This is a genomic window from Promicromonospora sp. MEB111 (assembly GCF_030209445.1).
In the GTDB taxonomy this organism is placed as follows: domain Bacteria; phylum Actinomycetota; class Actinomycetes; order Actinomycetales; family Cellulomonadaceae; genus Promicromonospora.
In genome coordinates this window covers 1-19,385 of sequence record NZ_JARVSD010000026.1, presented here as the reverse complement: position 1 = coordinate 19,385, position 19,385 = coordinate 1, and the positions used below count along the sequence as shown (strand labels likewise).

Sequence of the window (19,385 nt, the reverse complement as noted above, 5' to 3'; positions counted from 1 at the left end):
ACCGGACGGCCCGCCACCGACTCCTGGTCCGGAGCGGCCCGTCTCGGTAAAGACGAAGGGCCTGGACGCGATCGGCGTCCCAGGCCCTGGCTCCGGGTGGAAAGTTGGTCAGGCGTACGCCCGCCGAGCTCCACCAGGAGCCGACGTAAAGCGCCAATACCAACGGATGTCCACGGCCAAAACGGTAGCCCCACCCCCGGCGACTGTCCACCGGATCCCAGGATGCGGTCGATCACACCCCGCCGCTACCTCGCGTAACGCTCCACGAACGCCCGCGTGATGCGCATCGGCTCGGTCACCGACACGGCGACGCTGTGTTCCCGCACCAGGTCCGCCTCCTCGGGCGGGAAGTAGCCGTAGTCGCGGTAGACGGCGATCCGCTGGGCGATGCCCGGGCCGTCGAGCTCGGGGTGGAACTGCGTGGCGTACAGGTTCTGCTTGACCCGGAACATCTGGACCGGGCAGCCGGCCGACGACGCGAGCAGCACCGCGTGGTCGGGCAGCTTGCGCACCGCCTCCTTGTGGCCGACGTACGCGGCGAACGACTGCGGCATGCCGGCCAGCAGCGGGTCGTCCGCCGCGTCCGGGGTGAGCTCGATGGTCACAGGCCCCACCGGCTCGGCATAGGTCGCGTCGATCACCGCGCCCTGGTGCGCCCCGAGCGTGCCGACGCCGTAGCAGGCGCCCAGGAACGGGAAGTCGCGGGCCACGATCTCGTCGAGCAGCCTCATGAGCTCGGCCTCGACGCGCCGCTGCACGGGACCCTTCCGCTCCGCGGGATCCGAGGAGTTGAAGGGTCCCCCGCCGACGATGACACCGGAGTAGTCGTCCAGGTTCACGGGCGGCAGCGGGTCGCGCTCGAGGCGCACCCGGTGCAGCTGCTCCGGCGCGAGTCCCCCGTACTGCCGGAACGCCTGGTACTCACCTTCCGCGGCGAGGTCCTCCGCACGCGTCGCGAGCAGCAGAAACGGCTTCATGACACGAGCGTAGGGGACCTCTGACCAGGGGTCACGTCCAGCGGAAGAGCTTCACGCCGAGCGGGAAGAGCACCACCGTCCAGGCGACCAGGACCAGCACCTGGGCCAGCGGAAAACCCTCGGTGCCGAACCAGCCGACGGTCAGTCCCTGGGCCGCCGCGCCGAGCGGGAGGTAGAGGCCGATCGTCTCCATCCAGTCGGGCATCACGGACAGCGGCACCCACACGCCGGAGAACATCAGGGACGGGAAGTAGATCAGCATGCCCAGCCCGGACGCCGTGGCGCCCTTCTCCGCCCGCGCCGCGACCAGCAGCCCCAGCGAGAACATGGCGGTCGTCGAGAGCACCAGCACGAGCAGCACCGTGAGCGGATCGGCCGCGAACGGGACGCCCAGCACCAGCATGCTGCCGACCACGGCAGCGCTCGCCGACACGATCAGCGCCAGCACGTTGATCACCATGTGGGCGCCGATCAGGTTCTGCGGCGGCATCGGGGTGGTCGACAGCCGCTTCAGGATGCCCTTCTCGCGGAACGTGGCGAACTGCACCGGCATGGTGGTCAGCGCGATGGTGCCGACCGCGAGGGCGAGGATGGTCGGCAGGTAGCTGGTCACGCCAGGCGCCTCGTTCCAGGGCGGCGGCGCGTCGGTCATCGGCTTCGAGAAGTCGGGGATGGCGAGCCCGAGCCCGAGCAGCAGCAGGCTGGGGAAGACCAGCGCGAAGAAGACGCCGGTCGGTTCGCGGAGCCACACCTTGAGCTCGGTGGCGAACAGCGTCCCGAAGCCGCGGGCGCGCAGCCCGGCCCGGCCGACGACGGCGGTCTGGACGGCGGTCATGCCGCCACCTCCTCGTTCTCCTCTGCCCGGTACTCACGACCGGTGACCTGCACGAACACGTCCTCCAGGGTGCGTTCGACGGTCCGCACGTCGTCCGGGACGACGTCGGCGGCCGCGAGCGCCTGCACGACGGCGAACAGCACCTTGCGCGTGCCGGTCACCTCGATCTCGTCTCCTGCCGGCACGACGGCGGCGACGTCGTCGTCCCGCTCGGAGAGGGCGGTGAGCAGCCGGGCCGCGCGGGCGCGGGCGGCGGCGTCCGCAAACCGGAGCCGGACGCCGCGGTGGCCCTCGAGCCCTTCGATCAGGGCCGCCGGGGTGCCCTCGGCGACGACGCGGCCGGCGTCGATGACGACGAGCCGGTCGCAGAGTCGCTCGGCCTCGTCCATGAAGTGGGTGACGAGCAGCACGGTGACGCCGGAGTCGCGGACACGTTCGACGAGGTCCCAGGTGGCGCGCCGGGCGGCGGGGTCGAGGCCGGTCGTGAGCTCGTCGAGGATGGCGACCTGGGGCCTGCCCACCAGGGCGAGGGCGATGGAGAGCCGCTGCTTCTGCCCGCCGGACAGCTTGCCGAACTGCTGGTCGCGCTGCGCGGTCAGGTCGAGCAGGTCGAGCAGCTCAGCCGAGTCCGCCCGCTGCGGGTAGAAGGAGCCGAAGACGTCGAGCGCCTCCCCGACGGTGATCTTGTCGTGCAGGGCGGCCTCCTGGAGCTGGACGCCCACGTGCTCGCGCACCGTCGTGGGGTCGGCCTGCGGGTCGTGGCCGAGGATCCTGACGGTTCCGCCGTCGGCGTGCCGGAGCCCGGCGACGCACTCGACCGTGGTGGTCTTGCCGGCGCCGTTGGGGCCGAGGATCCCGAAGATCTCGCCGCGGGCGACCTGGAAGGACACGTCGGCGACGGCGGTCTTGGGGGCGGCGCCGCGACCGGCTCCGGGGTAGGCCTTTCTGAGGTGGCTGACTTCGACGACTGGGGACGTCATGGTCACTCCTTCGGGGTCGGGTCGGGGGTCAGGCGGCGCGTACGGGCGCCGTGCGCAGCAGGGCGCGGAGCACGACGGCGGCGAGGACGGCGGCGAGCGCGGCTCCGCCGAGGCCGATCAGCAGGGGCACGAGGCCCTCGGCCGGGGGCACCTCCGCGTGCTCGATGTCGGGCACGAACTGGATGTTGGCGATCGTGCCCACCACACCGCTGCGGGTCGCGAGGTCGGCGAGCACGGCGGGCAGGGCCAGCGGGACGATCAGGAGCGTCCCCCAGGCCCCGGTGTGCCTGAAGCCGATGCCGATGCATGCGCCGACGAGGATGTAGGTGGTGAGCACGAGGGCCTCGGCGGCGGTGGTGCCGAGCACGGTGAGGGGCGAGTCGAAGGGCAGCGCGCCGAGCCGGCGCCAGGTCATCCCGAGCGACGTGCTCAGCAGGCGTTCGCCCAGCAGGGCCAGGGTGGTCACGACGCCCCAGCCCGCGCCGACGACGACGGCGCCGCGCACCACGCCCTCGGACATGGACCGGCGGCTGCCGCCGGCGGCCACGTGGAGCGTGAGGATGCCGGAGGACGCGAGGACGCCGAGCGCGATCATCGGCCAGCGGGCGGCGCCGAGGGTCGCGTCGAGCGCGCTGATCTCCAGGTCGTTGCCGGCCGCGGCGTTGCCGACGGTGATCCCCACGGCGTAGAGCGCGTAGACGCCCCAGAACCAGAGCCCGACGGTGACGCCGGAGCCGCGGAGCCGCCGGACCACGGCCGCGACGCCGCGCAGGTGACCGGCCCGGGTCAGGTTGATGCGGCCCATCGTGGTCTCCTCGATGGTCGGTGTTGTCATGGTCGTGCCCCTCAGACGGACGGTCGCAGCGGTATGGAGCGCAGCGGCGTGCCGAACAGCCAGGCCGCCAGCGCGACGGCGACCGCGCCGCCCGCGAGGCCCAGCAGCACGCCGGCTCCGCCGTCGAGCAGTCTCTGCGGGCCCACGACCAGGGCGGTGACGCCCGTGTGCGTGGCCACGTCGACGAGCGCCGCCGGGACGAGCGCGGCGAGGGCGTAAAACGTGCCCCCCACGATGCCGAGGCGGTAGTAGCCGGCCGAGATGGCGGCGCCCACCAGGTAGTACGTGGCCGCGACGAGCGTCTCGGCGACGAACGTCAGGGCGATGCCCCCGTAGCCGTCGACCGGCAGCCCGAACTCGCGTGCCCAGGTCAGGTCCAGAGCGGCGAACAGCGCGCGTTCGGCGACCAGGTAGAGCGCGGTCACCGCACCGATCAGCATCCCGCTGACGAGGGCACCCTGGACGGTGCCGGTGGTCATGGTCCTGCGGGTGCCGCCGGCGGCGACGTGCAGCCGGAGGTACGCGGCGGGGACGATGATGCCGAGCACCATCACGAACCAGCGGGACGAGCCGCCCATCTGGGCGTCGACGATGCCCTGGTCCAGTCCCGAGCCGTACCGCACGTTGCCCAGGATGACCGCGACGGCCACGACGGCGAAGATCGCCCAGTACCAGCCGCCGATCGTGCTGACGACGCGAAGAGTGACGCCGGCCGCGCGGCGGGCGCCGCGCCGCTCGGCCTCGCGGACCCGCGTGTCCCGCGCGGGAATCGTCACCGCCGACGTCGTGGCGCTCATGATCGCCCCGGACCGGTCAGGCGGACGAAGAGGTCCTGCACCGGGACGGCGCCCACCTCGACGCCCGCACCACGGGCGGCGGTCAGCTCGTCGTCGTCCAGCATGCCCTCCAGCGTGACCTGCACGGTCGCGCCGAGCTGCTGGCGGTGCAGCACCCGGCGCTCCCCCGCGATTCGCTCGACGGCGTCCTTGGAGCCCGTGAGGCTGAACCCGCGCGCCCGCATCTGGTCGGCGGACTCGGCCAGGAGCACCCGCCCCCGGTCGATGACCACGACGTCCTCGAACAGCCGCTCGACCTCCTCGACCAGGTGGCTGGAGAGCAGGATCGTGCGGGGGTGCTCCGCGTAGTCGGCCAGGAGCTCGTCGTAGAACGCGTACCGGGTGGGCGCGTCCATGCCGAGGTACACCTCGTCGAAGATGGTCAGCGGCGCGCGCGTGGCCAGGCCGATCGTGGCGCCGACCGCGGAGCGCTTGCCGCGCGACAGGGCCGACGGGTTCTTGCGGACGTCGACCTCGAACAGGTCGAGGAGTCGCTCCGCCGTCTCCGCGCTCCAGTCCGGCCGCATGTCGGCGTAGTACTTGAGCGAGGTGGAGACCTTCTCGTCGGTCATCAGGTCGCCGCTCTCCCGGACGAGCTGGGTGCCCGAGGTGACCCACGGGTTCTCCCACGGGTCCTCCTCCTCACCCTCCGGCCCGACGAGGACGGTGCCGCTGGTGGGGCGGGTGAACGCCGCCAGCAGGGAGAGCATGGTCGTCTTGCCGGCGCCGTTGCGGCCGAGCACCCCGGTGATGACCCCGGGCCGGATCGCGAGCGTGGCGCCGTCGAGCGCGGTGCTGGCGTCGTCCCGGACCATGGTGCCGTTCGGCAGCACCCGGTGGCTCCTGCCGAAGTGGACGACGACGTCGTCCAGCCGGGCTCCGAAAGGTGCGGTCGTCATGACTCCTCCGTGGTCCGCTTACGGGCGCCGAGCACGTAGGCCACGACGTCGTCGGTCGAGATCCCGAGGATGTCCGCCTGCTGCAGCGCAGGGGCCAGGACCTCCTCGAAGTAGCGCCTGCGATGGTCCTCGAGCAGGCGCTCCCTGGCCTGCGGCGCGACGAACATTCCCAGGCCGCGGCGCTTGTAGAGCACGCCCTCCTCGACCAGACCGGCAAAAGCCTTCTGGGCGGTGGCCGGGTTGATGCGGAACGTCGTCGCGAACTGTGTGGTGGACATGACCTGTTCCTCCTCCTTCAGCTCACCGGCGAGTACCTGCGCGCGGATCATCTGCGCGATCTGGATGTAGATCGGCTCGGGCCCGTCGAACACCGGCTCACCCCCTCCGTTGGTTCATTACTTGACTAATGAACCATAGATGCACCGGTCGGCGCAAGCATCTCGGGGAAAGTCGCCCGGACAACACGGAGGGGCGGGGCAGACACGTGTCTGCCCCGCCCCTCCGGCGGCGGTCGTGCGGGCGCGACCTACGTGTCGGCCGCCTCCGCGGCGTCGAGCACCGCGAGCTCCGCCAGGTCGTTCGCGATGAGCTCCGCGATCTGGATGGTGTTCAGCGCCGCCCCCTTGCGGAGGTTGTCGTTGCTCACGAACAGCACGAGGCCGCGGCCGTCCGGCACGGACTGGTCCTGCCGGATCCGGCCCACCAGGGACGGGTCGGCGCCGGCCGCCGCGAGCGGCGTCGGGACGTCGACGAGCTGGACGCCCGGGGCGTCGGCCAGCAGCTTGCGGGCCTCGTCCGGGCTGATGGGCCGGCCGAACTCGGCGTGCACCGACAGCGAGTGCCCCGTGAACACGGGCACGCGCACGCACGTACCCGCCACGGCCAGGTCGGGCAGGCCGAGGATCTTGCGGGACTCGTTGCGGAGCTTCTGCTCCTCGTCGGTCTCGCCCGAGCCGTCGTCGACGAGGTTGCCGGCCAGCGGCAGCACGTTGAACGCGATGGGCGCCGCGTAGATCGCGGGATCCGGCAGGTCCACGGACCCGCCGTCGCGCACCAGCCCCTCGATCTCCTGCCCGACGGCGGCGCGCACCTGCCCGGCGAGCTCGGCCACGCCGGCCAGCCCGGAGCCGGACACCGCCTGGTAGGTCGCGACGCGCAGCCGCTCCAGCCCGGCGGCCTGCGCCAGGGGCGAGAGCACCGGCATCGCGGCCATCGTGGTGCAGTTCGGGTTGGCCACGATGCCCTTGACGGCGTCCCCGATCGCGTCGGGGTTCACCTCGGAGACCACGAGCGGCACCTCGGGGTCGCGCCGCCAGGCCGACGAGTTGTCGACCACGAGCGCGCCCGCGTCCGCGAACCGGGGCGCGTGCTCGCGCGACGTGCCGGCGCCGGCGGAGAAGAGCGCGATGTCGATGTCGGCGAGGTCGTCGGTCGAGGTGGCGGCGACGTCCTCGACGGGCACGTCCACGCCCGCGAACGGGAGGGTGGTGCCCGCCGAGCGGGCCGAGGCGAAGAACCGGATCGCCGCCACGGGGAACTCCCGCTCCTCCAGCAGGCGGCGCATCACGGCACCCACCTGGCCGGTGGCGCCGACGACGGCGACGTGCACGCCCTGGTCAGAGATGGCAACCATGTCAGCGCCCCGTTCCCGCGTAGACGACGGCCTCGCCGTCGGACGCGTCGAGCTCGAAGGCGGTGTGCACCGCGCGCACCGCGTCGTCCAGCGAGTCGGCGCGGGTCACCACGGAGATCCGGATCTCCGAGGTGGAGATCATCTCGATGTTGATGCCCGCGTCGCGCAGCGCGCCGAACAGCCGCGCCGAGACGCCCGGGTGCGACTTCATGCCGGCGCCCACGAGCGACAGCTTGCCGATCTGGTCGTCGAACTGCAGCGAGTCGAAGGCCAGCTCACCCTGCACGGCGGTGAGGGCGGCCATGGTGGCGGGGCCGTCGCCGTCGGGCAGCGTGAACGAGATGTCGGTGAGGCCCGTGGCCGCAGCCGACACGTTCTGCACGATCATGTCGATGTTCGCGCCCGCGCCGGCGACGACCTCGAAGATGCGGGCGGCCATGCCGGGCACGTCCGGCACGCCGATCACGGTGATCTTGGACTCGGAGCGGTCGTGCGCGACACCGGAGATGATCGGGGCTTCCATGGCGTTCTCCTTCGACTTCTTCTCGGCCGCGACCACCCGCGTGCCGTCGTGGGCGCTGAACGAGCTGCGCACGTGCACCGGCACGCCGTAGCGGCGCGCGTACTCCACACTGCGCAGCGCCAGCACCTTGGCGCCGCAGGCCGCGAGCTCCAGCATCTCCTCGTAGGAGACCTGGTCGATCTTCCGGGCGGCGGGGACGATGCGCGGGTCTGCGGTGAACACGCCGTCCACGTCGGTGTAGATCTCGCAGACGTCGGCGTTCAGGCCGGCCGCGAGCGCCACGGCGGTGGTGTCCGAGCCGCCGCGGCCGAGGGTGGTGACGTCGTTCGTGGCCTGGGTGACGCCCTGGAAACCGGCCACGATCGCGACCTGGCCCCGGTTCAGGGTCTCGCGGATGCGGTGCGGCACGACGTCGACGATCCGCGCCCGCCCGTGCACGGCGTCCGTGATGACGCCGGCCTGCTGGCCCGTGTACGACTTGGCCTTCACGCCCAGGTTGGTGATCGCCATCGCGAGCAGCGACATGGAGATGCGCTCGCCCGCGGTGAGGAGGATGTCGAGCTCCCGCTGGGGCGGGAGCGGGGTGATCTGCTGGGCGAGGTCGAGGAGCTCGTCGGTGGTGTCGCCCATGGCGCTCACCACCACGACCACGTCGTTGCCCGCTCGCTTCGCCTCGGCGATCCGCTTGGCGACGCGCTTCACGCTGCGCGCGTCCCCGACCGAGGATCCGCCGTACTTCTGCACGACAAGTGCCATGCGCCTGCCTTCCGTTGCCGGCCTCCGTCTGTCTCAACGGCCCGCCGGGTGGTTGGGTTTGCGGATCGATGGTACGACGGCGGGCATCTCGGACGCCGAGCCGTTCACCGTGCGGGACGGCGCCGTCCTACCCTGCGAAGACGTCCCAGGCGAGGCGGGCGATGAGGGCCCCGACCACGACGACGAAGACGACCCGGACGAACCGGGAGCCCTTCGCGACCGCCATGCGGGCACCGATGTAGGCGCCGAGGATGTTGGCCACGCCCATCCCGAGCCCGAGGGCCCAGATGACGGCGCCGCTCGGGACGAAGAAAAGCAGCGCGCCCAGGTTGGTCGCGAAGTTCACGATCTTGGCGATGGCCGACGCCGGGAGGAACGAGTATCCGAGGAAGCTCACCAGGCTGATCACCAGGAACGTGCCGGTGCCGGGGCCGAGCAGCCCGTCGTACGCGCCGATGAGCAGGCCGATCAGGGCGGCGATGCGCCGGTGCCCGTTGCCGACCCACCGCAGGTTGTCGTGCTGGCCGACGTTCGGCTTGAGCAGGGTCCAGGCCAGCACGCCGACGAGCACCACGAGGATGATCGGCTTGAAGAGCTGGGCCGGGATGTGCGACGCACCGACCGCGCCGCCGAACGCGCCCACCAGGGCCGCGAGCGCCATGGGCCCGGCGGTGCGCAGGTCGGGCTGGACCCGCCGGTAGTAGGTGATGGCGCTGGTCGAGGTGCCCATGATGCTGGCGAGCTTGTTGGTGGCCAGGGCCTGGACGGGGCTGATCCCTGGCACGAGCAGCAGCGCGGGGAGCTGGATGAGCCCGCCCCCGCCGACCACGGCGTCGACCCATCCGGCGGCGAGACCAGCGAGCAGGAGCAGGACGACGGTCAGGAGATCGAGTTCGGGCACGCATGCATTCTGCGCGAACCTCGCGCTTCGTCCCGACCCGTCTCGTACCCGGGAGGCGTCCCGTTCGCCCGGAGGCTCAGGACCGGTGCTGTCGCATGAGCTCCCAGGCGTCGGCGACCGGGCCGACGTGGCGGAGCATGTCAGGGTTGATCACCGACCGGATCACCTGGATCCTCCCGCCGACGACGTCGAGCGCCAGCACGTTGATCACCTTGCCGTCGGCGTCGCGGATCACCGCGCCCGGCTGCCCGTTCACCTCGTGCGGCTCCGCGGACACACCCGCGCCGGCGAAGCGCTGACCGAGCCCGCCGAGCATCCGTGCGACGTTGTCGACGCCCACGACCACTCGCATCCACTGGGGTGCCTTGCCGCCGCCGTCGCCGTAGACCTCGACGTCGGCCGCCAGCAGTTCGCGGAGCCCGTCGACGTCGCCGTCGACGAGCGCGCCGAAGAACCGCCCGGCCAGCTCCTCGCGCTCCTTGCGGTCGACGTCGAACCGCGGTCGCTCCTCGTCCATGTGCCTTCGGGCCCGCGTGGCGAGCTGCCGGCAGGTCGCCTCGGACCTCCCGACCACGCCGGCGATCTCGCGGAAGGGGAATCCGAACACGTCGTGCAGCACGAACACCGCCCGCTGCTCCGGGCTGAGCCGCTCCAGCACGAGGAGCGCCGCCATGGACACCGAGTCGGCGAGCTCCGCCGTGCGCTCGGGATCGGCGTACGGGGCCGAGGCGTCGTCGGTCAGCAGGGGTTCGGGGAGCCAGTGACCCACGTAGGTCTCGCGCCGCACCCGCGCCGAGCGCAGCACGTCGATCGAGACCCGGGTCACGATCGCGCACAGGAAGGACTTCAGCGACACCGGCCGGGTCTCGCTCGCGTGGTAGCGGATCCAGGTCTCCTGGACGGCGTCCTCCGCCTCGCCGACGCTGCCGAGGATCCGGTAGGCGATCGAGAACAGCAGCGGTCGCAGGTCCTCGAACTCGTCGACGCTCACGCACTCACCTCCGCGACGTGCCGGAATCCCTGGCGCCACGACGGCCAGGCGGGCTCCCAGCCGAGCGCCCGCTTGGCGCGCTCGTTGGACGAACCACGCGTGCGGGTCAGCATAGAGACCGCTACGTCGCCGGCCACGAGCCGGACCAGCCACAGCGGCAGCCGCAGGGGCGGCTTCGCGCCGACGCACCCGGCCAGATAGGGCAGCCACTCCGACGCGGGAGCCGGCTCGTCGTCCACGACGTTGAACACGCCGCGCACGTTGTTCTCGAGGGCGAGCACGGTCGCCTTCGCTGCGTCGTCGAGGTGTACCCACGACATGTAGCCGGTGCCGCCGCCGGCCAGCGGGAACTGGCGCTTGTGCAAGATCTCGGCCATCGCGTCGTCGGGGTCACCGTAGAAGCCGCCGTACCGCAGCACTGTGCCGTCGACCGCGCGCACGGCGGCCTCGAGGTGCCGGATCGCGGCCAGGCTCTCGCGCTGCGCCGCGGGCGGTGCGGGGTCCAGCGGGTCGTCCTCGTCCTTCACCCAGCCGCCGGTGCGCTCGTTGGTCCAGCCGGTGTAGCTGCCCGCCACGACGTGCGACACGCCTGTGGCCTGAGCAGCGGCGACCAGGTGGTCGATACCCTCCGTGCGGAGCCGGTTGGTGATCGCGAACGACCGGTCGAACTGCTTGGTCGAGATACCGCCGGCGAGAGCGGTCATCTGGTGCACGACCGCGTCCGGGCGCACGGTCGCGACCGCCTCGCCGACGACGGCGGCGTCCAGGCCGTCGACGACGATCGCGGTCGCGCCGAGGCTCTCGATCAGGGCGATCTTGGCCGCGCTCGTCGTGGTCGCGGTCACCTGGTGACCACGCTGGACGAGCTGGCGGATCAGTCGGGGTCCGATGGCGCCGGTGCCACCGGCCAGGTAGACGTGCATCGTTCTCACCTCTCGTCGCTGTTGTGGACGATCCCGAGACGATATGCCGGCGCGAGAAGTGACAGCCCGCATGTCGGTGCCGACCCGTAGGCTGACCTCTTGTGTACGAAGGCGCGGTCCAAGACCTGATCGACGAGCTCGGCCGGCTTCCCGGCGTCGGGCCCAAGAGCGCGCAGCGCATCGCGTTCCACCTGCTGGCCACGGACAACCACGAGGTCAAGCGGCTGGTCGACGCACTCACCGAGGTGAAGCTGCGCGTGCGGTTCTGCGAGCTGTGCGGCAACGTGGCCGAGGCCGAGCGGTGCCGCATCTGCCTGGACCCGCGGCGCAGCGACGAGGTGATCTGCGTCGTGGAGGAGCCCAAGGACGTCGTCGCCATCGAGCGCACCCGGGAGTTCCGCGGGCGCTACCACGTGCTCGGCGGGGCCATCAATCCCATCGAGAACGTGGGCCCGGACGACCTACGGATCAGCGAGCTGCTGGCCCGGCTCGCGGACGGGACGGTGCAGGAGGTCATCCTCGCCACCGACCCCAACGTCGAGGGAGAGGCCACGGCGACCTATCTTTCCCGACTCATGGCCCACATGGGAATCACTGTCTCGCGGCTGGCCTCGGGTCTGCCCGTGGGTGGAGACTTGGAGTACGCGGACGAGGTGACGCTCGGTCGCGCGTTCGAAGGCCGCCGTGTCATCGGCAACGACAAGTAGGTGGGGATCACGATGAGCGAGATCACGCCCGGGTCGGACCTCCGAGAGGTCGCAGACCAGGTGTCCACGCAGGCACGGACGTTCCTGTCGACGGTGACCCAGGTCGCCTCCGGCGGGATGCCCGGGGCGGAGCTCTCGCTGCTCGTGCTGGCGGCGTCCGACCTGCTGGCCGCGGGCGCACGGCTCGCCGCGATCGTGGACGTGGTGCCCAAGGAGCGCTACGAGCCCGACGCCGGACCCGACACCGACCTCGACCCGCTGCGCGAGGCCCTGTCCAAGATGTTCGACGGGTTCGACGACTACACCGAGGTGGTGGACCCCGTGCTCGGCGAGGACGTCGGGTCCGCGTCGCTGTCGGGCGACCTCGCGTGCGTCGCCGAGGCCCTGGCCAAGGGCCTGCAGCACTTCGACAGCGGCCACGAGCTCGAGGCCCTGTGGTGGTGGCAGTTCTCGTACTTCTCGCTGTGGGGCGAGCGCGCGGCCTCCGCGCTGCGCGTGCTGCAGGTGCTGCTGGCGCACCTGCGCCTGGACGTGGAGGACGACGTCGCCGCCGAGGCGGAGTACGACGCCCTCCACTCCTGACGGTCAGGCGACGCGGGTGCCCTGCGGGAGCTGCGCCGTCGGTACGCGCAGGCGGTTGACCGCCACGATCACGCCGGCGGCGCCGAGCAGCAGGTCGAACCCGAGCCCCCACGGCCAGACGAGCTGGTCGGTGACCTCGACGGGCTCCACGGGCGACTCGGCCTGGACGGTGTCGCCGTCCATGACGTAGCCGCTGCACCAGTCCTGCGGCCCGTCGTCGCCGGTCCGCGCGTACCGCACGCCGTACTGCAGCACGGCCAGCATGTTGCCGTCCTCGGAGAGCGCCTCCGGGTCGCCGTTGAGCGGCTGCGCGTCGGCGACCACCACGAACGGGTTGGGGGCGAGAAGCCACCAGGTGCGCTCGCTGTGCCAGACGTCGACCTCGTGGGTCTGCCACTCGCACTCGGGCGCCGTGGTCTCCTCCCAGGTGTAGCCGGGCTCGACGTCCCACACCCTGATGTTCTCGGTGGTGGTGGTCGCGGGGACGAGCAGGCCGAACATGATGGGCAGGACCGCGGTGATGCCGCCCACCGTGAGGTAGGTGAGCACGGCCGACCCCGAGGTCTTGGAGACCACGGCCGAGAAGCCCAGCCCGATGGCGCACACGACGCCGAGCACGAGCGCCAGCATGAGCACCGTGGTGAGCAGCGCGAGCCAGGACACGCCGCCGCCGACCAGCGCCCACACCAGGAACGGGATGCTGGCGACGAGGAACGCGAGCGCCGCGATCCAGGCCGCGGCGAGCTTGCCGAGCACGATCTCCGCGGGCGACAGCAGGGTCACCTGCAGGGTCGCGAGCGTCCCCGCGTTCCGGTCGCCGTTGATCGCGCCCGACGACAGGGTCGGCGCCACCAGCAGCCCGAGGAACAGGACGAACCCGACGACGATGCTGTAGACCATCCCGCCGAACGACTCGTCCGAGCTCTGGTCGCCCGAGATGATGGCGAAGGCGCCGGTGGTCAGCATCGTGATCACGCCGACCACGACGAACCACACGATCAGCGCGGTCTTCCACCGCGTCGAGCGCACGCGCTGCCGCAGCTCCAGCACCGTGACGGTGCGCAGGCCGTGCCACGACAGGGACCAGGTGCCGCGTCCGGCGGGCACGCCGCCGTCGGCCGGCGCCGGCTCGGCCACTTCCAGGTCAACGCTCATCGCCGCTCCTCCTCAAGGGCCAGGTAGGCCTGCTCCAGCACGCCGCCCGCGGGGGCGAGGCTCGACACGTCGACGCCGGCCTCGACCGCGGACCGCAGCAGCGCCGCGGCGGCGGCGTCGCCCGCCAGCTCCACGAGCACGGCGGGGCCGTCGGACTCCCGGCGGTAGGCCGGGCCGTTCTGGTCCAGCCAGGCCGTGAGCGCCTCGGGGTCCAGCGCGGTCAGGCGCCACTCGCGCGGCCGGTCGCCGTCGGCCACCGACTGCGTGGCGACCGTGCGCCCGCGCGAGATGAACACGGCGTCGTCGGCCATCTCGTCGAGCTCGGTGAGCACGTGCGAGGAGACCAGCACCGTCTTGCCCTCGGCCGCGAGCCGGCGCACGAGCACGCGCAGGTCCACGCGGGAGCGCGGGTCCAGCCCGGAGGCGGGCTCGTCGAGGAGCAGGACGGCGGGGTCGTGCACCAGGGCACGAGCCAGGCCGAGGCGCTGCTTCTGGCCGCGCGAGAGGACGTGCGCGGGCTGGTCGGCGAGCTCCGACAGGTGCACCAGCTCCAGCAGCTCGCCGGCGCGGGCCTGCCCAGCCGCCGCGTCCATCCGGTACGCCGCCGCGACCGTCGTCAGCACCTCGCGCGCGGTCAGCGAGTCCCACGTGCCGAACACGTCAGGCATCCAGCCGGTGCGCGAGCGTGCGGCGTAGTTCTGGGTCACCGGGTCCGCCCCGGCGATGCTGATGGTCCCCGCGTCGGGCGTCAGCAGCCCCGCGAGCATCAGCAGGAGGGTCGTCTTGCCCGACCCGTTGGGACCGATGAGCGCGGTGACGCGGCCTGGTGCGGCGACCAGGTCGACGTCGGCCACGGCGTGGACCGGCCCGAACGAACGCCGCACGCCCTGCGCGCGGATACCACCGTCTGGTGTCATGCGGGGACACTAGCGCGAGTCGCCCACACGGGCCGTCGACCCCGGGGATGAACCAGGCGTACGACCAGGGGATGACGCCGCAGGTCAGTCCCGGCGCGCCCGGCCCTTCACGCGCAGCAGCTCCCGCTCGCCGAAGGCGACGTTCTGGTCGATCGTCACCGCCACGTCGTCGCCCGCGAACCGCAGCTCCAGGCGCCACTCGAACGGCGTGCCGAGGAACACCAGACGACCGCGCAGCGTGGACTCATCGGTCCAGGCGGCCGCGGTCGCGACGTCGGCCGGGGCGCCCCGGAACGGCCAGCTCCCCGGGACCCACTCCCCGTGCCCGAACCGCAGGACCCGGTCGGGCCCGGCGGTGGGCGTGAACGTCACCTCGGTGCGGCCGTCCGCGGCGCGGCCCAGGGCCAGCGCGCCGACGTCCCGCTGGTTCTCCTCCAGCTCGAAGGTCACGCCGCGCAGCGCCTCGACCAGCGGCGACGACGGGGCGCCGGCCGGCGTCGGCAGGGCCTGCTCGAACGGGACCGCCTCCGCGCCCGGCACCGCCTGACCCGGGGCGACCCAGGCGCCGTCGGGCAGCAGGGTGTCCCAGACCACGTCCAGCACGGACTGCAGGTCCGAGAGGCCCGAGGTCATGGTGAGCACCAGGTCCTTCTCCGGCCAGACGACGATGTACTGCCCGAACGCGCCGTCGGCCCGGTAGGCGCCGTGGCGGCACTGCCAGAACTGGTAGCCGTAGCCCTGGTTCCAGTCGGGCCAGTCGTGCGGGCCGTTCGGGACCTGCGCGGCCGTCGCCGCCGCCACCCACTCCGCGGGGACGAGCTGCTGCCCCTGCCAGACGCCGCCCTGCAGGTAGAGCTGCCCGAACGCCGCCATCTCCTCGGTGGTGACCGACAGCCCGAACCCGCCCACGTCGATGCCGTCGGGGTCCTGCTCCCACGTGGCGTGCGTGATGCCGAGCGGCGCAAGGAGGCGGGGCGTCAGGTAGTCGAGCAGGCGCTGCCCGGTGAGCCGGTGCAGGATCGCCGACAGCAGGTAGGTCGCGCCCGTGTTGTAGACGAAGCGCGTGCCCGGCTCGTGCTCCACGGGCTGAGCCAGGATCGCGCGCGCCCAGCCGGCGCCCGGCAGGGAGATCGTGCGGTCGATGCCCTCCATCGTCGAGGCGCTGTGGCCCGTCGTCATGGTCAGCAGGTCGCGCACGCGCATGGCACCGAGGTGCGGGCCCGGGTCGGCGGGGGCGTCGTCCGGCAGGAGGTCGACGACCCGGTCGTCCAGGGTCAGGAGGCCCTCGTGGACCGCGATGCCGACCGCCGTGGACGTGAAGCTCTTGCTCACCGAGAACATGACGTGCGGGCGGGCGGCCGTGTGCGGGTGCCACCAGGCCTCGCCGACCACGCTGCCATGGCGCAGCACCATGACGCTGTGCACGTCCTCCAGGGCGTCCAGGCGGTCGACCAGACGGCGCAGCGCCGCGGGGTCGAGCCCCTCGGCCTCGGGGGTGGACCGGGGCAGGATCCGCGACATGCTGGAGCACGTCCTTTCGCTCGGCGACGCGACATTGTCGCGGACCGGGCGCGACGACGGAAGGCCGGGCTCGGCATGCGATACGGCCGGCTACCCGACGGGCTGGGGAACGCCGCCGACCAGCCGGCGGAACACGTCGTCCGCGAGCGACCAGGCGTGGTCGCGGGTGCCGCCCGTCCGCAGCGGCCCCGGCGCCGACAGGGCCGCCCCCGCCCGGCGCAGCACCGCCTCGACGGCCGCGCGGACGTCGTCGGGCACGGAGGAGCCCGCGACGAGCGCCGGCAGGTCCATCGGCGGCGTCGCCGCGCCTTCCCGCACGCGCATCCAGCGCAGCGTGACCGCCGGCCGCAGGGCGTAGAGGAACGTCTTGGCCGCCCCGGTCGACTCGTACAGACCCAGGCTGTTCCTGCCGACGTGCAGGTAGTGGTTCGTCAGGGTGCTTTGCGCACGTCCCAGCCGTTGACGTCGAAGACCTTGTCCAGCGGCGTCTCGATCACGTCCCGGCGTGCGCGCAGGCCCAGGTAGTCGTGGGCGCGGCGCACGGAGATGAACCGGCAGTCGTGGTCCGAGTCCGGCGACGGGAACCCCCAGGCGCGGCTGCCGCTCTCGATCGCCCACAGGACGCTGACGCCGTACTCCTGCTCGACATGGTCCAGGCGCGCGTCGACGGCCCGGACGACGTCCGGGTCCATCGTGTCGGGGATGCTGCGCATCCCCGGACCGTAACGGCCGGACGCCGGCTCAGTCCTGGTCTTTTCGGAGCCGCTCCCGGGCCTCCATCAGGGCGAAGCCCAGCAGGTTGAGGCCCCGCCATGCCGCCGGGTTCTCCGCGTTCTCGTTCTGGGCACCCATCCCGATGCCCCAGACGCGGTCGCGCGGGCTCGCCTCCACGAGCACCCGGGAGCCGGTGCGTACCAGGTACTCGCGCAGGTCCGGGTGGGCGGCGAACTTGTGCTCGTTGCCGCGCACCACGATCTCGAAGCGCTCGCGCACCCACACCGCGTCGTCGAAGTCGCGGACCGTGCGGCCGGCGGCCTTCGCGAGCGCGGGGTTGGGAGCGTCGACGGCCGCGCGCTCCGCCTCGGGGTCGCCGAACAGGCGGGCCTTCTGCGCCATCATCCAGTGCTCGGCGGTGCGGTACCGGACACCGTCGACCTCGAACGCCGCCTCGAACCACTGGCTCAGGCTGCCCCTGCCCACGCTCCCGTCCGGCTCGGGCCGATGCGGGCCGGAGTGTCGTGGTGTCGGGCATGCCGGGAAGTGTGCCAGGAGCCACTGACACGCCCGCAGGTCAGCCGGCGACGACCTCGACCTCGTAGCCGTCCTCGTTCTCCAGGTAGGCCGCGTAGTGGTCGGGGCCGCCGGCGTGGGGATGCCTGTCGGAGAAGAGGAGCGCCCAGCCGTGCGCGGCCGCCTCCTCGACGAGCCGGTCCACCTCGCCGCGGGTGCCGCCGTGGAACGCGAGGTGGTTGAGCCCAGGCGCGAGGCGGTCGTGCGGTCCGGCGCCCTGAGCCGGGCTCTGCTCGACGACGACGTAGGTGCCGTCCAGGATCCAGCTCACCCCGGCGGACCAGCGCTGGTGCTCGGTGTAGCCGAGCGTGGTCAGGAGCCAGCCCCACGACCGTTCGGCGAGGGCGAGGTCCGGGACCCAGAGCTCGACATGGTGCAGGCGTCCGCGGGTCATGGGGCGGCCGCCGCGATGACGCGGGTGAGGCTGCGGTGGAGCAGCCCGAGCTCCTCGGCGGACATGCCCAGGCGCTCCATGATGGCAGGCGGCACGCGCAAGGCCTGCTCGCGCAGCGCACGCCCCTCCTCAGTGAGCTCCACGGCGAGGGCGCGCTCGTCGCGCGGGTCCCGGCGCCGGGTCACGTAGCCGATCGCCTCGAGCCGCTTGAGCAGCGGGGACAGGGTGCCGGGGTCGAGCTGCAGCAGCCCGCTGAGCTGCTTGACCGACAGCGGCGACCGCTCCCACAGGGCGAGCATGACCAGGTACTGCGGGTGCGTGATGCCCATCGGTTCGAGCAGCGGCCGGTACAGCGCGATGACGCTGCGCGAGGCGACGGCCAGGGCGAAGCACACCTGACGGTCGAGAGCCAGCAGGTCCTCGGGGTCGGGCGCGACGTCGGCGCGGGACGTGACGGTCATGCGGCTCCTCTCGGATCTTGACCAGCGTAACAGTTGGTGTGCAAACTATTGGTACACCAAGCAAATGGAGGCAGCACATGCGCAACCGCGACGGTCTGACCCTGGGCTACCGCGTCCTGTGGCGGCTCAACTGGCTGCTCCTGCACGTGGCGGGACCGGCCGAGCAGTCCGAGGACCGGGACCCCCGCCGTCGGCTGGAGCGCGAACGCGCCGAGCGCGTGGCCCGGTACCGGGCGCAGCAGGCCGAGAGCTGACCGGACCTCAGTGCCCGGCGGCGACCAGCAGGTCGCGCGACAACGGCGCGATCGGGTAGCTCGCCACCGGGTCCGCGGGGTCGATCCACACGAGCTCCTCGAGCTCCGCCCGGACCGCGATCTCCGCGCCGGGCCGGAGGCGCACCCGGTAGGCGTGGGCGTCGACGACGTGGTCGGGCTCGTTCGCGGCGGGCGCCCCGAACCGGCCGAGGCTCTCGACGTCGGCCGGGTCGAGCCGTAGCCCGACCTCCTCCTCGAACTCCCGGACCAGCGCTGCCAGCGGCTCCTCGCCCGGCTCGATCTTGCCGCCCACCTGCATGAACGCCTCGGTGCCCCGCTTCCGGACCAGCAGGTGCCGCCCGTCGGCCCGCTCCACGACGGCCGCGACGATGCGCAGCGTCGTGATCCCGTCGTCCTTGCTCATGCCTGCTCCACGATCTCGTCGATCACCGTTCCGCCCAGCACCTGCACCACGAGCGACACCCCGGCGAGCCCGCCCGAGACGATGTCCGGGTCGTCGTCCGAGGGCTCGTCGTAGTACTCGGACGTGTCGGTCGGCGGCGTCGCCTTCGAACCGGTCGAGCCCGTGCTCCGCGGCTCGGCGGGCGCGCCGTTCGCGGCGGCCCGGGCGCGGCGCTCGGCTGCCTGCCGGAGCGCCTCACGCGCACTGACCGCACCCGACATCGGTGGCCCGGCCGGGGGCGGAGCCTGGTCCTCGTAGACCGGCTCGGGCTCCGGCATGTCGTAGTCCGCGGGAGGCTCGGTCGCGCTGGCGCCCGACAGCCAGGCCTGGTCGGCGGCGCTGGCCGCGGACGGCGGTGCGGAAACGGGTCGCGACGGCTCCGGACGACCGGCCTCGGGGCCGGACGGCTCGGGCCGCGACGGCTGGGGGCGCTCGGCGACGGCGACGGCGCCCTGTGCCGGGGCACCGGCCTGGCGTGCGCCGGTGGCCGCGGCGGGGCTGGTGGCCGCGGCAGCGCTCGACGGCGCCGCCGGCGCCGACACCGTGGCGACG

The 19,385-nt window shown here is 72.5% G+C and carries 22 protein-coding genes and 2 pseudogenes; 3 read left to right on the top strand and 21 right to left on the bottom strand.

Annotated features, from left to right (window positions below; translation table 11 throughout):
* Positions 1-245 precede the first annotated feature (245 nt).
* From QRN56_RS25445 to QRN56_RS25390, 12 genes are all read right to left on the bottom strand, one after another.
* Positions 246-977 carry a glutamine amidotransferase gene (locus QRN56_RS25445; RefSeq protein WP_285108022.1) on the bottom strand — a complete coding sequence of 244 codons (732 nt, stop codon included), beginning with the start codon at positions 975-977 and terminating at the stop codon, positions 246-248.
* A 31-nt stretch (positions 978-1,008) separates the two neighbouring features.
* On the bottom strand, positions 1,009-1,812 hold the full coding sequence (locus QRN56_RS25440; RefSeq protein ID WP_285108021.1) for an ABC transporter permease: 804 nt from the start codon (positions 1,810-1,812) through the stop codon (positions 1,009-1,011).
* The gene (locus QRN56_RS25435; protein WP_285108018.1) at positions 1,809-2,792 is read right to left on the bottom strand and encodes an ABC transporter ATP-binding protein; all 984 of its coding nucleotides are present in this window, start codon (positions 2,790-2,792) and stop codon (positions 1,809-1,811) included. Before QRN56_RS25435 ends, QRN56_RS25440 begins: the two co-directional genes overlap by 4 nt.
* A 28-nt stretch (positions 2,793-2,820) precedes the next feature.
* Positions 2,821-3,627: a hypothetical protein gene (locus tag QRN56_RS25430; protein WP_285108016.1), complete on the bottom strand. Its 807-nt coding sequence runs from the start codon at positions 3,625-3,627 to the stop codon at positions 2,821-2,823.
* Between the two features lie 11 nt (positions 3,628-3,638).
* Positions 3,639-4,424 carry a hypothetical protein gene (locus QRN56_RS25425; protein WP_285108014.1) on the bottom strand — a complete coding sequence of 262 codons (786 nt, stop codon included), beginning with the start codon at positions 4,422-4,424 and terminating at the stop codon, positions 3,639-3,641.
* Positions 4,421-5,362 (bottom strand): ATP-binding cassette domain-containing protein, encoded by a 942-nt coding sequence (locus QRN56_RS25420; RefSeq protein ID WP_285108012.1) that lies wholly within the window; start codon positions 5,360-5,362, stop codon positions 4,421-4,423. The genes QRN56_RS25425 and QRN56_RS25420 overlap by 4 nt, the downstream gene beginning before the upstream one ends.
* Positions 5,359-5,733: a GntR family transcriptional regulator gene (locus QRN56_RS25415; RefSeq protein WP_285108010.1), complete on the bottom strand. Its 375-nt coding sequence runs from the start codon at positions 5,731-5,733 to the stop codon at positions 5,359-5,361. Before QRN56_RS25415 ends, QRN56_RS25420 begins: the two co-directional genes overlap by 4 nt.
* 155 nt (positions 5,734-5,888) lie before the next feature.
* The gene (locus tag QRN56_RS25410) at positions 5,889-6,995 is read right to left on the bottom strand and encodes an aspartate-semialdehyde dehydrogenase (RefSeq protein ID WP_285108008.1); all 1,107 of its coding nucleotides are present in this window, start codon (positions 6,993-6,995) and stop codon (positions 5,889-5,891) included.
* Between the two features lies 1 nt (position 6,996).
* Positions 6,997-8,274, bottom strand: coding sequence for an aspartate kinase (locus QRN56_RS25405; RefSeq protein ID WP_285108006.1), 1,278 nt, complete (start codon positions 8,272-8,274; stop codon positions 6,997-6,999).
* 127 nt (positions 8,275-8,401) lie between these two features.
* Entirely contained in the window at positions 8,402-9,175 is a 774-nt protein-coding gene (locus QRN56_RS25400; protein WP_285108004.1) for a TSUP family transporter, read from the bottom strand.
* A gap of 76 nt (positions 9,176-9,251) precedes the next feature.
* Positions 9,252-10,166 (bottom strand): RNA polymerase sigma-70 factor, encoded by a 915-nt coding sequence (locus QRN56_RS25395; protein WP_285108003.1) that lies wholly within the window; start codon positions 10,164-10,166, stop codon positions 9,252-9,254.
* Entirely contained in the window at positions 10,163-11,089 is a 927-nt protein-coding gene (locus QRN56_RS25390) for an NAD-dependent epimerase/dehydratase family protein (RefSeq protein WP_285108001.1), read from the bottom strand. Before QRN56_RS25390 ends, QRN56_RS25395 begins: the two co-directional genes overlap by 4 nt.
* Before the next feature lie 101 nt (positions 11,090-11,190).
* On the opposite strand from QRN56_RS25390, the gene recR reads away from it, so the two are divergent.
* Both recR and QRN56_RS25380 read left to right on the top strand, forming a co-directional pair.
* Positions 11,191-11,796 carry a recombination mediator RecR gene (gene recR / locus QRN56_RS25385; protein WP_285108000.1) on the top strand — a complete coding sequence of 202 codons (606 nt, stop codon included), beginning with the start codon at positions 11,191-11,193 and terminating at the stop codon, positions 11,794-11,796.
* Positions 11,797-11,808: 12 nt separating this feature from the next.
* The gene (locus tag QRN56_RS25380; protein WP_285107999.1) at positions 11,809-12,378 is read left to right on the top strand and encodes a DUF5063 domain-containing protein; all 570 of its coding nucleotides are present in this window, start codon (positions 11,809-11,811) and stop codon (positions 12,376-12,378) included.
* A 3-nt stretch (positions 12,379-12,381) separates the two neighbouring features.
* Here the strand turns inward: QRN56_RS25380 and QRN56_RS25375 are convergent, their stop codons facing one another.
* The 7 genes and pseudogenes from QRN56_RS25375 to QRN56_RS25345 all read right to left on the bottom strand — a co-directional run bounded on the left by QRN56_RS25375 (position 12,382) and on the right by QRN56_RS25345 (position 18,116).
* Entirely contained in the window at positions 12,382-13,533 is a 1,152-nt protein-coding gene (locus QRN56_RS25375) for an ABC transporter permease (protein ID WP_285107998.1), read from the bottom strand.
* Positions 13,530-14,450 (bottom strand): ABC transporter ATP-binding protein, encoded by a 921-nt coding sequence (locus tag QRN56_RS25370; protein WP_285107996.1) that lies wholly within the window; start codon positions 14,448-14,450, stop codon positions 13,530-13,532. Before QRN56_RS25370 ends, QRN56_RS25375 begins: the two co-directional genes overlap by 4 nt.
* 84 nt (positions 14,451-14,534) lie before the next feature.
* The gene (locus QRN56_RS25365; protein ID WP_285107994.1) at positions 14,535-15,971 is read right to left on the bottom strand and encodes a serine hydrolase domain-containing protein; all 1,437 of its coding nucleotides are present in this window, start codon (positions 15,969-15,971) and stop codon (positions 14,535-14,537) included.
* Between the two features lie 90 nt (positions 15,972-16,061).
* Positions 16,062-16,663 (bottom strand): annotated as a pseudogene (locus QRN56_RS25360) (nucleotidyltransferase domain-containing protein).
* A gap of 49 nt (positions 16,664-16,712) precedes the next feature.
* Entirely contained in the window at positions 16,713-17,171 is a 459-nt protein-coding gene (gene ybiA, locus QRN56_RS25355) for a riboflavin biosynthesis intermediates N-glycosidase (protein ID WP_285107992.1), read from the bottom strand.
* Positions 17,172-17,262: 91 nt separating this feature from the next.
* Positions 17,263-17,655 carry a VOC family protein gene (locus QRN56_RS25350; protein WP_285107991.1) on the bottom strand — a complete coding sequence of 131 codons (393 nt, stop codon included), beginning with the start codon at positions 17,653-17,655 and terminating at the stop codon, positions 17,263-17,265.
* Positions 17,652-18,116 carry a MarR family winged helix-turn-helix transcriptional regulator gene (locus tag QRN56_RS25345; protein WP_285107990.1) on the bottom strand — a complete coding sequence of 155 codons (465 nt, stop codon included), beginning with the start codon at positions 18,114-18,116 and terminating at the stop codon, positions 17,652-17,654. The genes QRN56_RS25350 and QRN56_RS25345 overlap by 4 nt, the downstream gene beginning before the upstream one ends.
* Before the next feature lie 77 nt (positions 18,117-18,193).
* Between QRN56_RS25345 and QRN56_RS25340 the strand changes: the two genes are divergently transcribed.
* Entirely contained in the window at positions 18,194-18,370 is a 177-nt protein-coding gene (locus tag QRN56_RS25340) for a hypothetical protein (RefSeq protein ID WP_285107989.1), read from the top strand.
* A 7-nt stretch (positions 18,371-18,377) separates the two neighbouring features.
* Here the strand turns inward: QRN56_RS25340 and QRN56_RS25335 are convergent, their stop codons facing one another.
* On the bottom strand, positions 18,378-18,794 hold the full coding sequence (locus tag QRN56_RS25335) for an NUDIX hydrolase (RefSeq protein WP_285107987.1): 417 nt from the start codon (positions 18,792-18,794) through the stop codon (positions 18,378-18,380).
* A pseudogene (locus tag QRN56_RS25330) lies at positions 18,791-19,385 on the bottom strand (DNA polymerase III subunit gamma and tau); the annotation flags it as partial. The gene QRN56_RS25335 and the pseudogene QRN56_RS25330, both read right to left, overlap by 4 nt.

Coding starts and splice junctions, on each gene's coding strand:
- QRN56_RS25340 (WP_285107989.1), top strand. CDS start 18,194: ATGCGCAACCGCGACGGTCTGACCCTGGGCTACCGCGTCCTGTGGCGG.
- QRN56_RS25425 (WP_285108014.1), bottom strand. CDS start 4,424: ATGAGCGCCACGACGTCGGCGGTGACGATTCCCGCGCGGGACACGCGG.
- QRN56_RS25405 (WP_285108006.1), bottom strand. CDS start 8,274: ATGGCACTTGTCGTGCAGAAGTACGGCGGATCCTCGGTCGGGGACGCG.
- QRN56_RS25435 (WP_285108018.1), bottom strand. CDS start 2,792: ATGACGTCCCCAGTCGTCGAAGTCAGCCACCTCAGAAAGGCCTACCCC.
- QRN56_RS25350 (WP_285107991.1), bottom strand. CDS start 17,655: ATGACCCGCGGACGCCTGCACCATGTCGAGCTCTGGGTCCCGGACCTC.
- QRN56_RS25335 (WP_285107987.1), bottom strand. CDS start 18,794: ATGAGCAAGGACGACGGGATCACGACGCTGCGCATCGTCGCGGCCGTC.
- QRN56_RS25375 (WP_285107998.1), bottom strand. CDS start 13,533: ATGAGCGTTGACCTGGAAGTGGCCGAGCCGGCGCCGGCCGACGGCGGC.
- QRN56_RS25410 (WP_285108008.1), bottom strand. CDS start 6,995: ATGGTTGCCATCTCTGACCAGGGCGTGCACGTCGCCGTCGTCGGCGCC.
- QRN56_RS25445 (WP_285108022.1), bottom strand. CDS start 977: ATGAAGCCGTTTCTGCTGCTCGCGACGCGTGCGGAGGACCTCGCCGCG.
- QRN56_RS25370 (WP_285107996.1), bottom strand. CDS start 14,450: ATGACACCAGACGGTGGTATCCGCGCGCAGGGCGTGCGGCGTTCGTTC.
- QRN56_RS25420 (WP_285108012.1), bottom strand. CDS start 5,362: ATGACGACCGCACCTTTCGGAGCCCGGCTGGACGACGTCGTCGTCCAC.
- QRN56_RS25440 (WP_285108021.1), bottom strand. CDS start 1,812: ATGACCGCCGTCCAGACCGCCGTCGTCGGCCGGGCCGGGCTGCGCGCC.
- QRN56_RS25380 (WP_285107999.1), top strand. CDS start 11,809: ATGAGCGAGATCACGCCCGGGTCGGACCTCCGAGAGGTCGCAGACCAG.
- QRN56_RS25365 (WP_285107994.1), bottom strand. CDS start 15,971: ATGTCGCGGATCCTGCCCCGGTCCACCCCCGAGGCCGAGGGGCTCGAC.
- QRN56_RS25345 (WP_285107990.1), bottom strand. CDS start 18,116: ATGACCGTCACGTCCCGCGCCGACGTCGCGCCCGACCCCGAGGACCTG.
- QRN56_RS25430 (WP_285108016.1), bottom strand. CDS start 3,627: ATGACAACACCGACCATCGAGGAGACCACGATGGGCCGCATCAACCTG.
- QRN56_RS25390 (WP_285108001.1), bottom strand. CDS start 11,089: ATGCACGTCTACCTGGCCGGTGGCACCGGCGCCATCGGACCCCGACTG.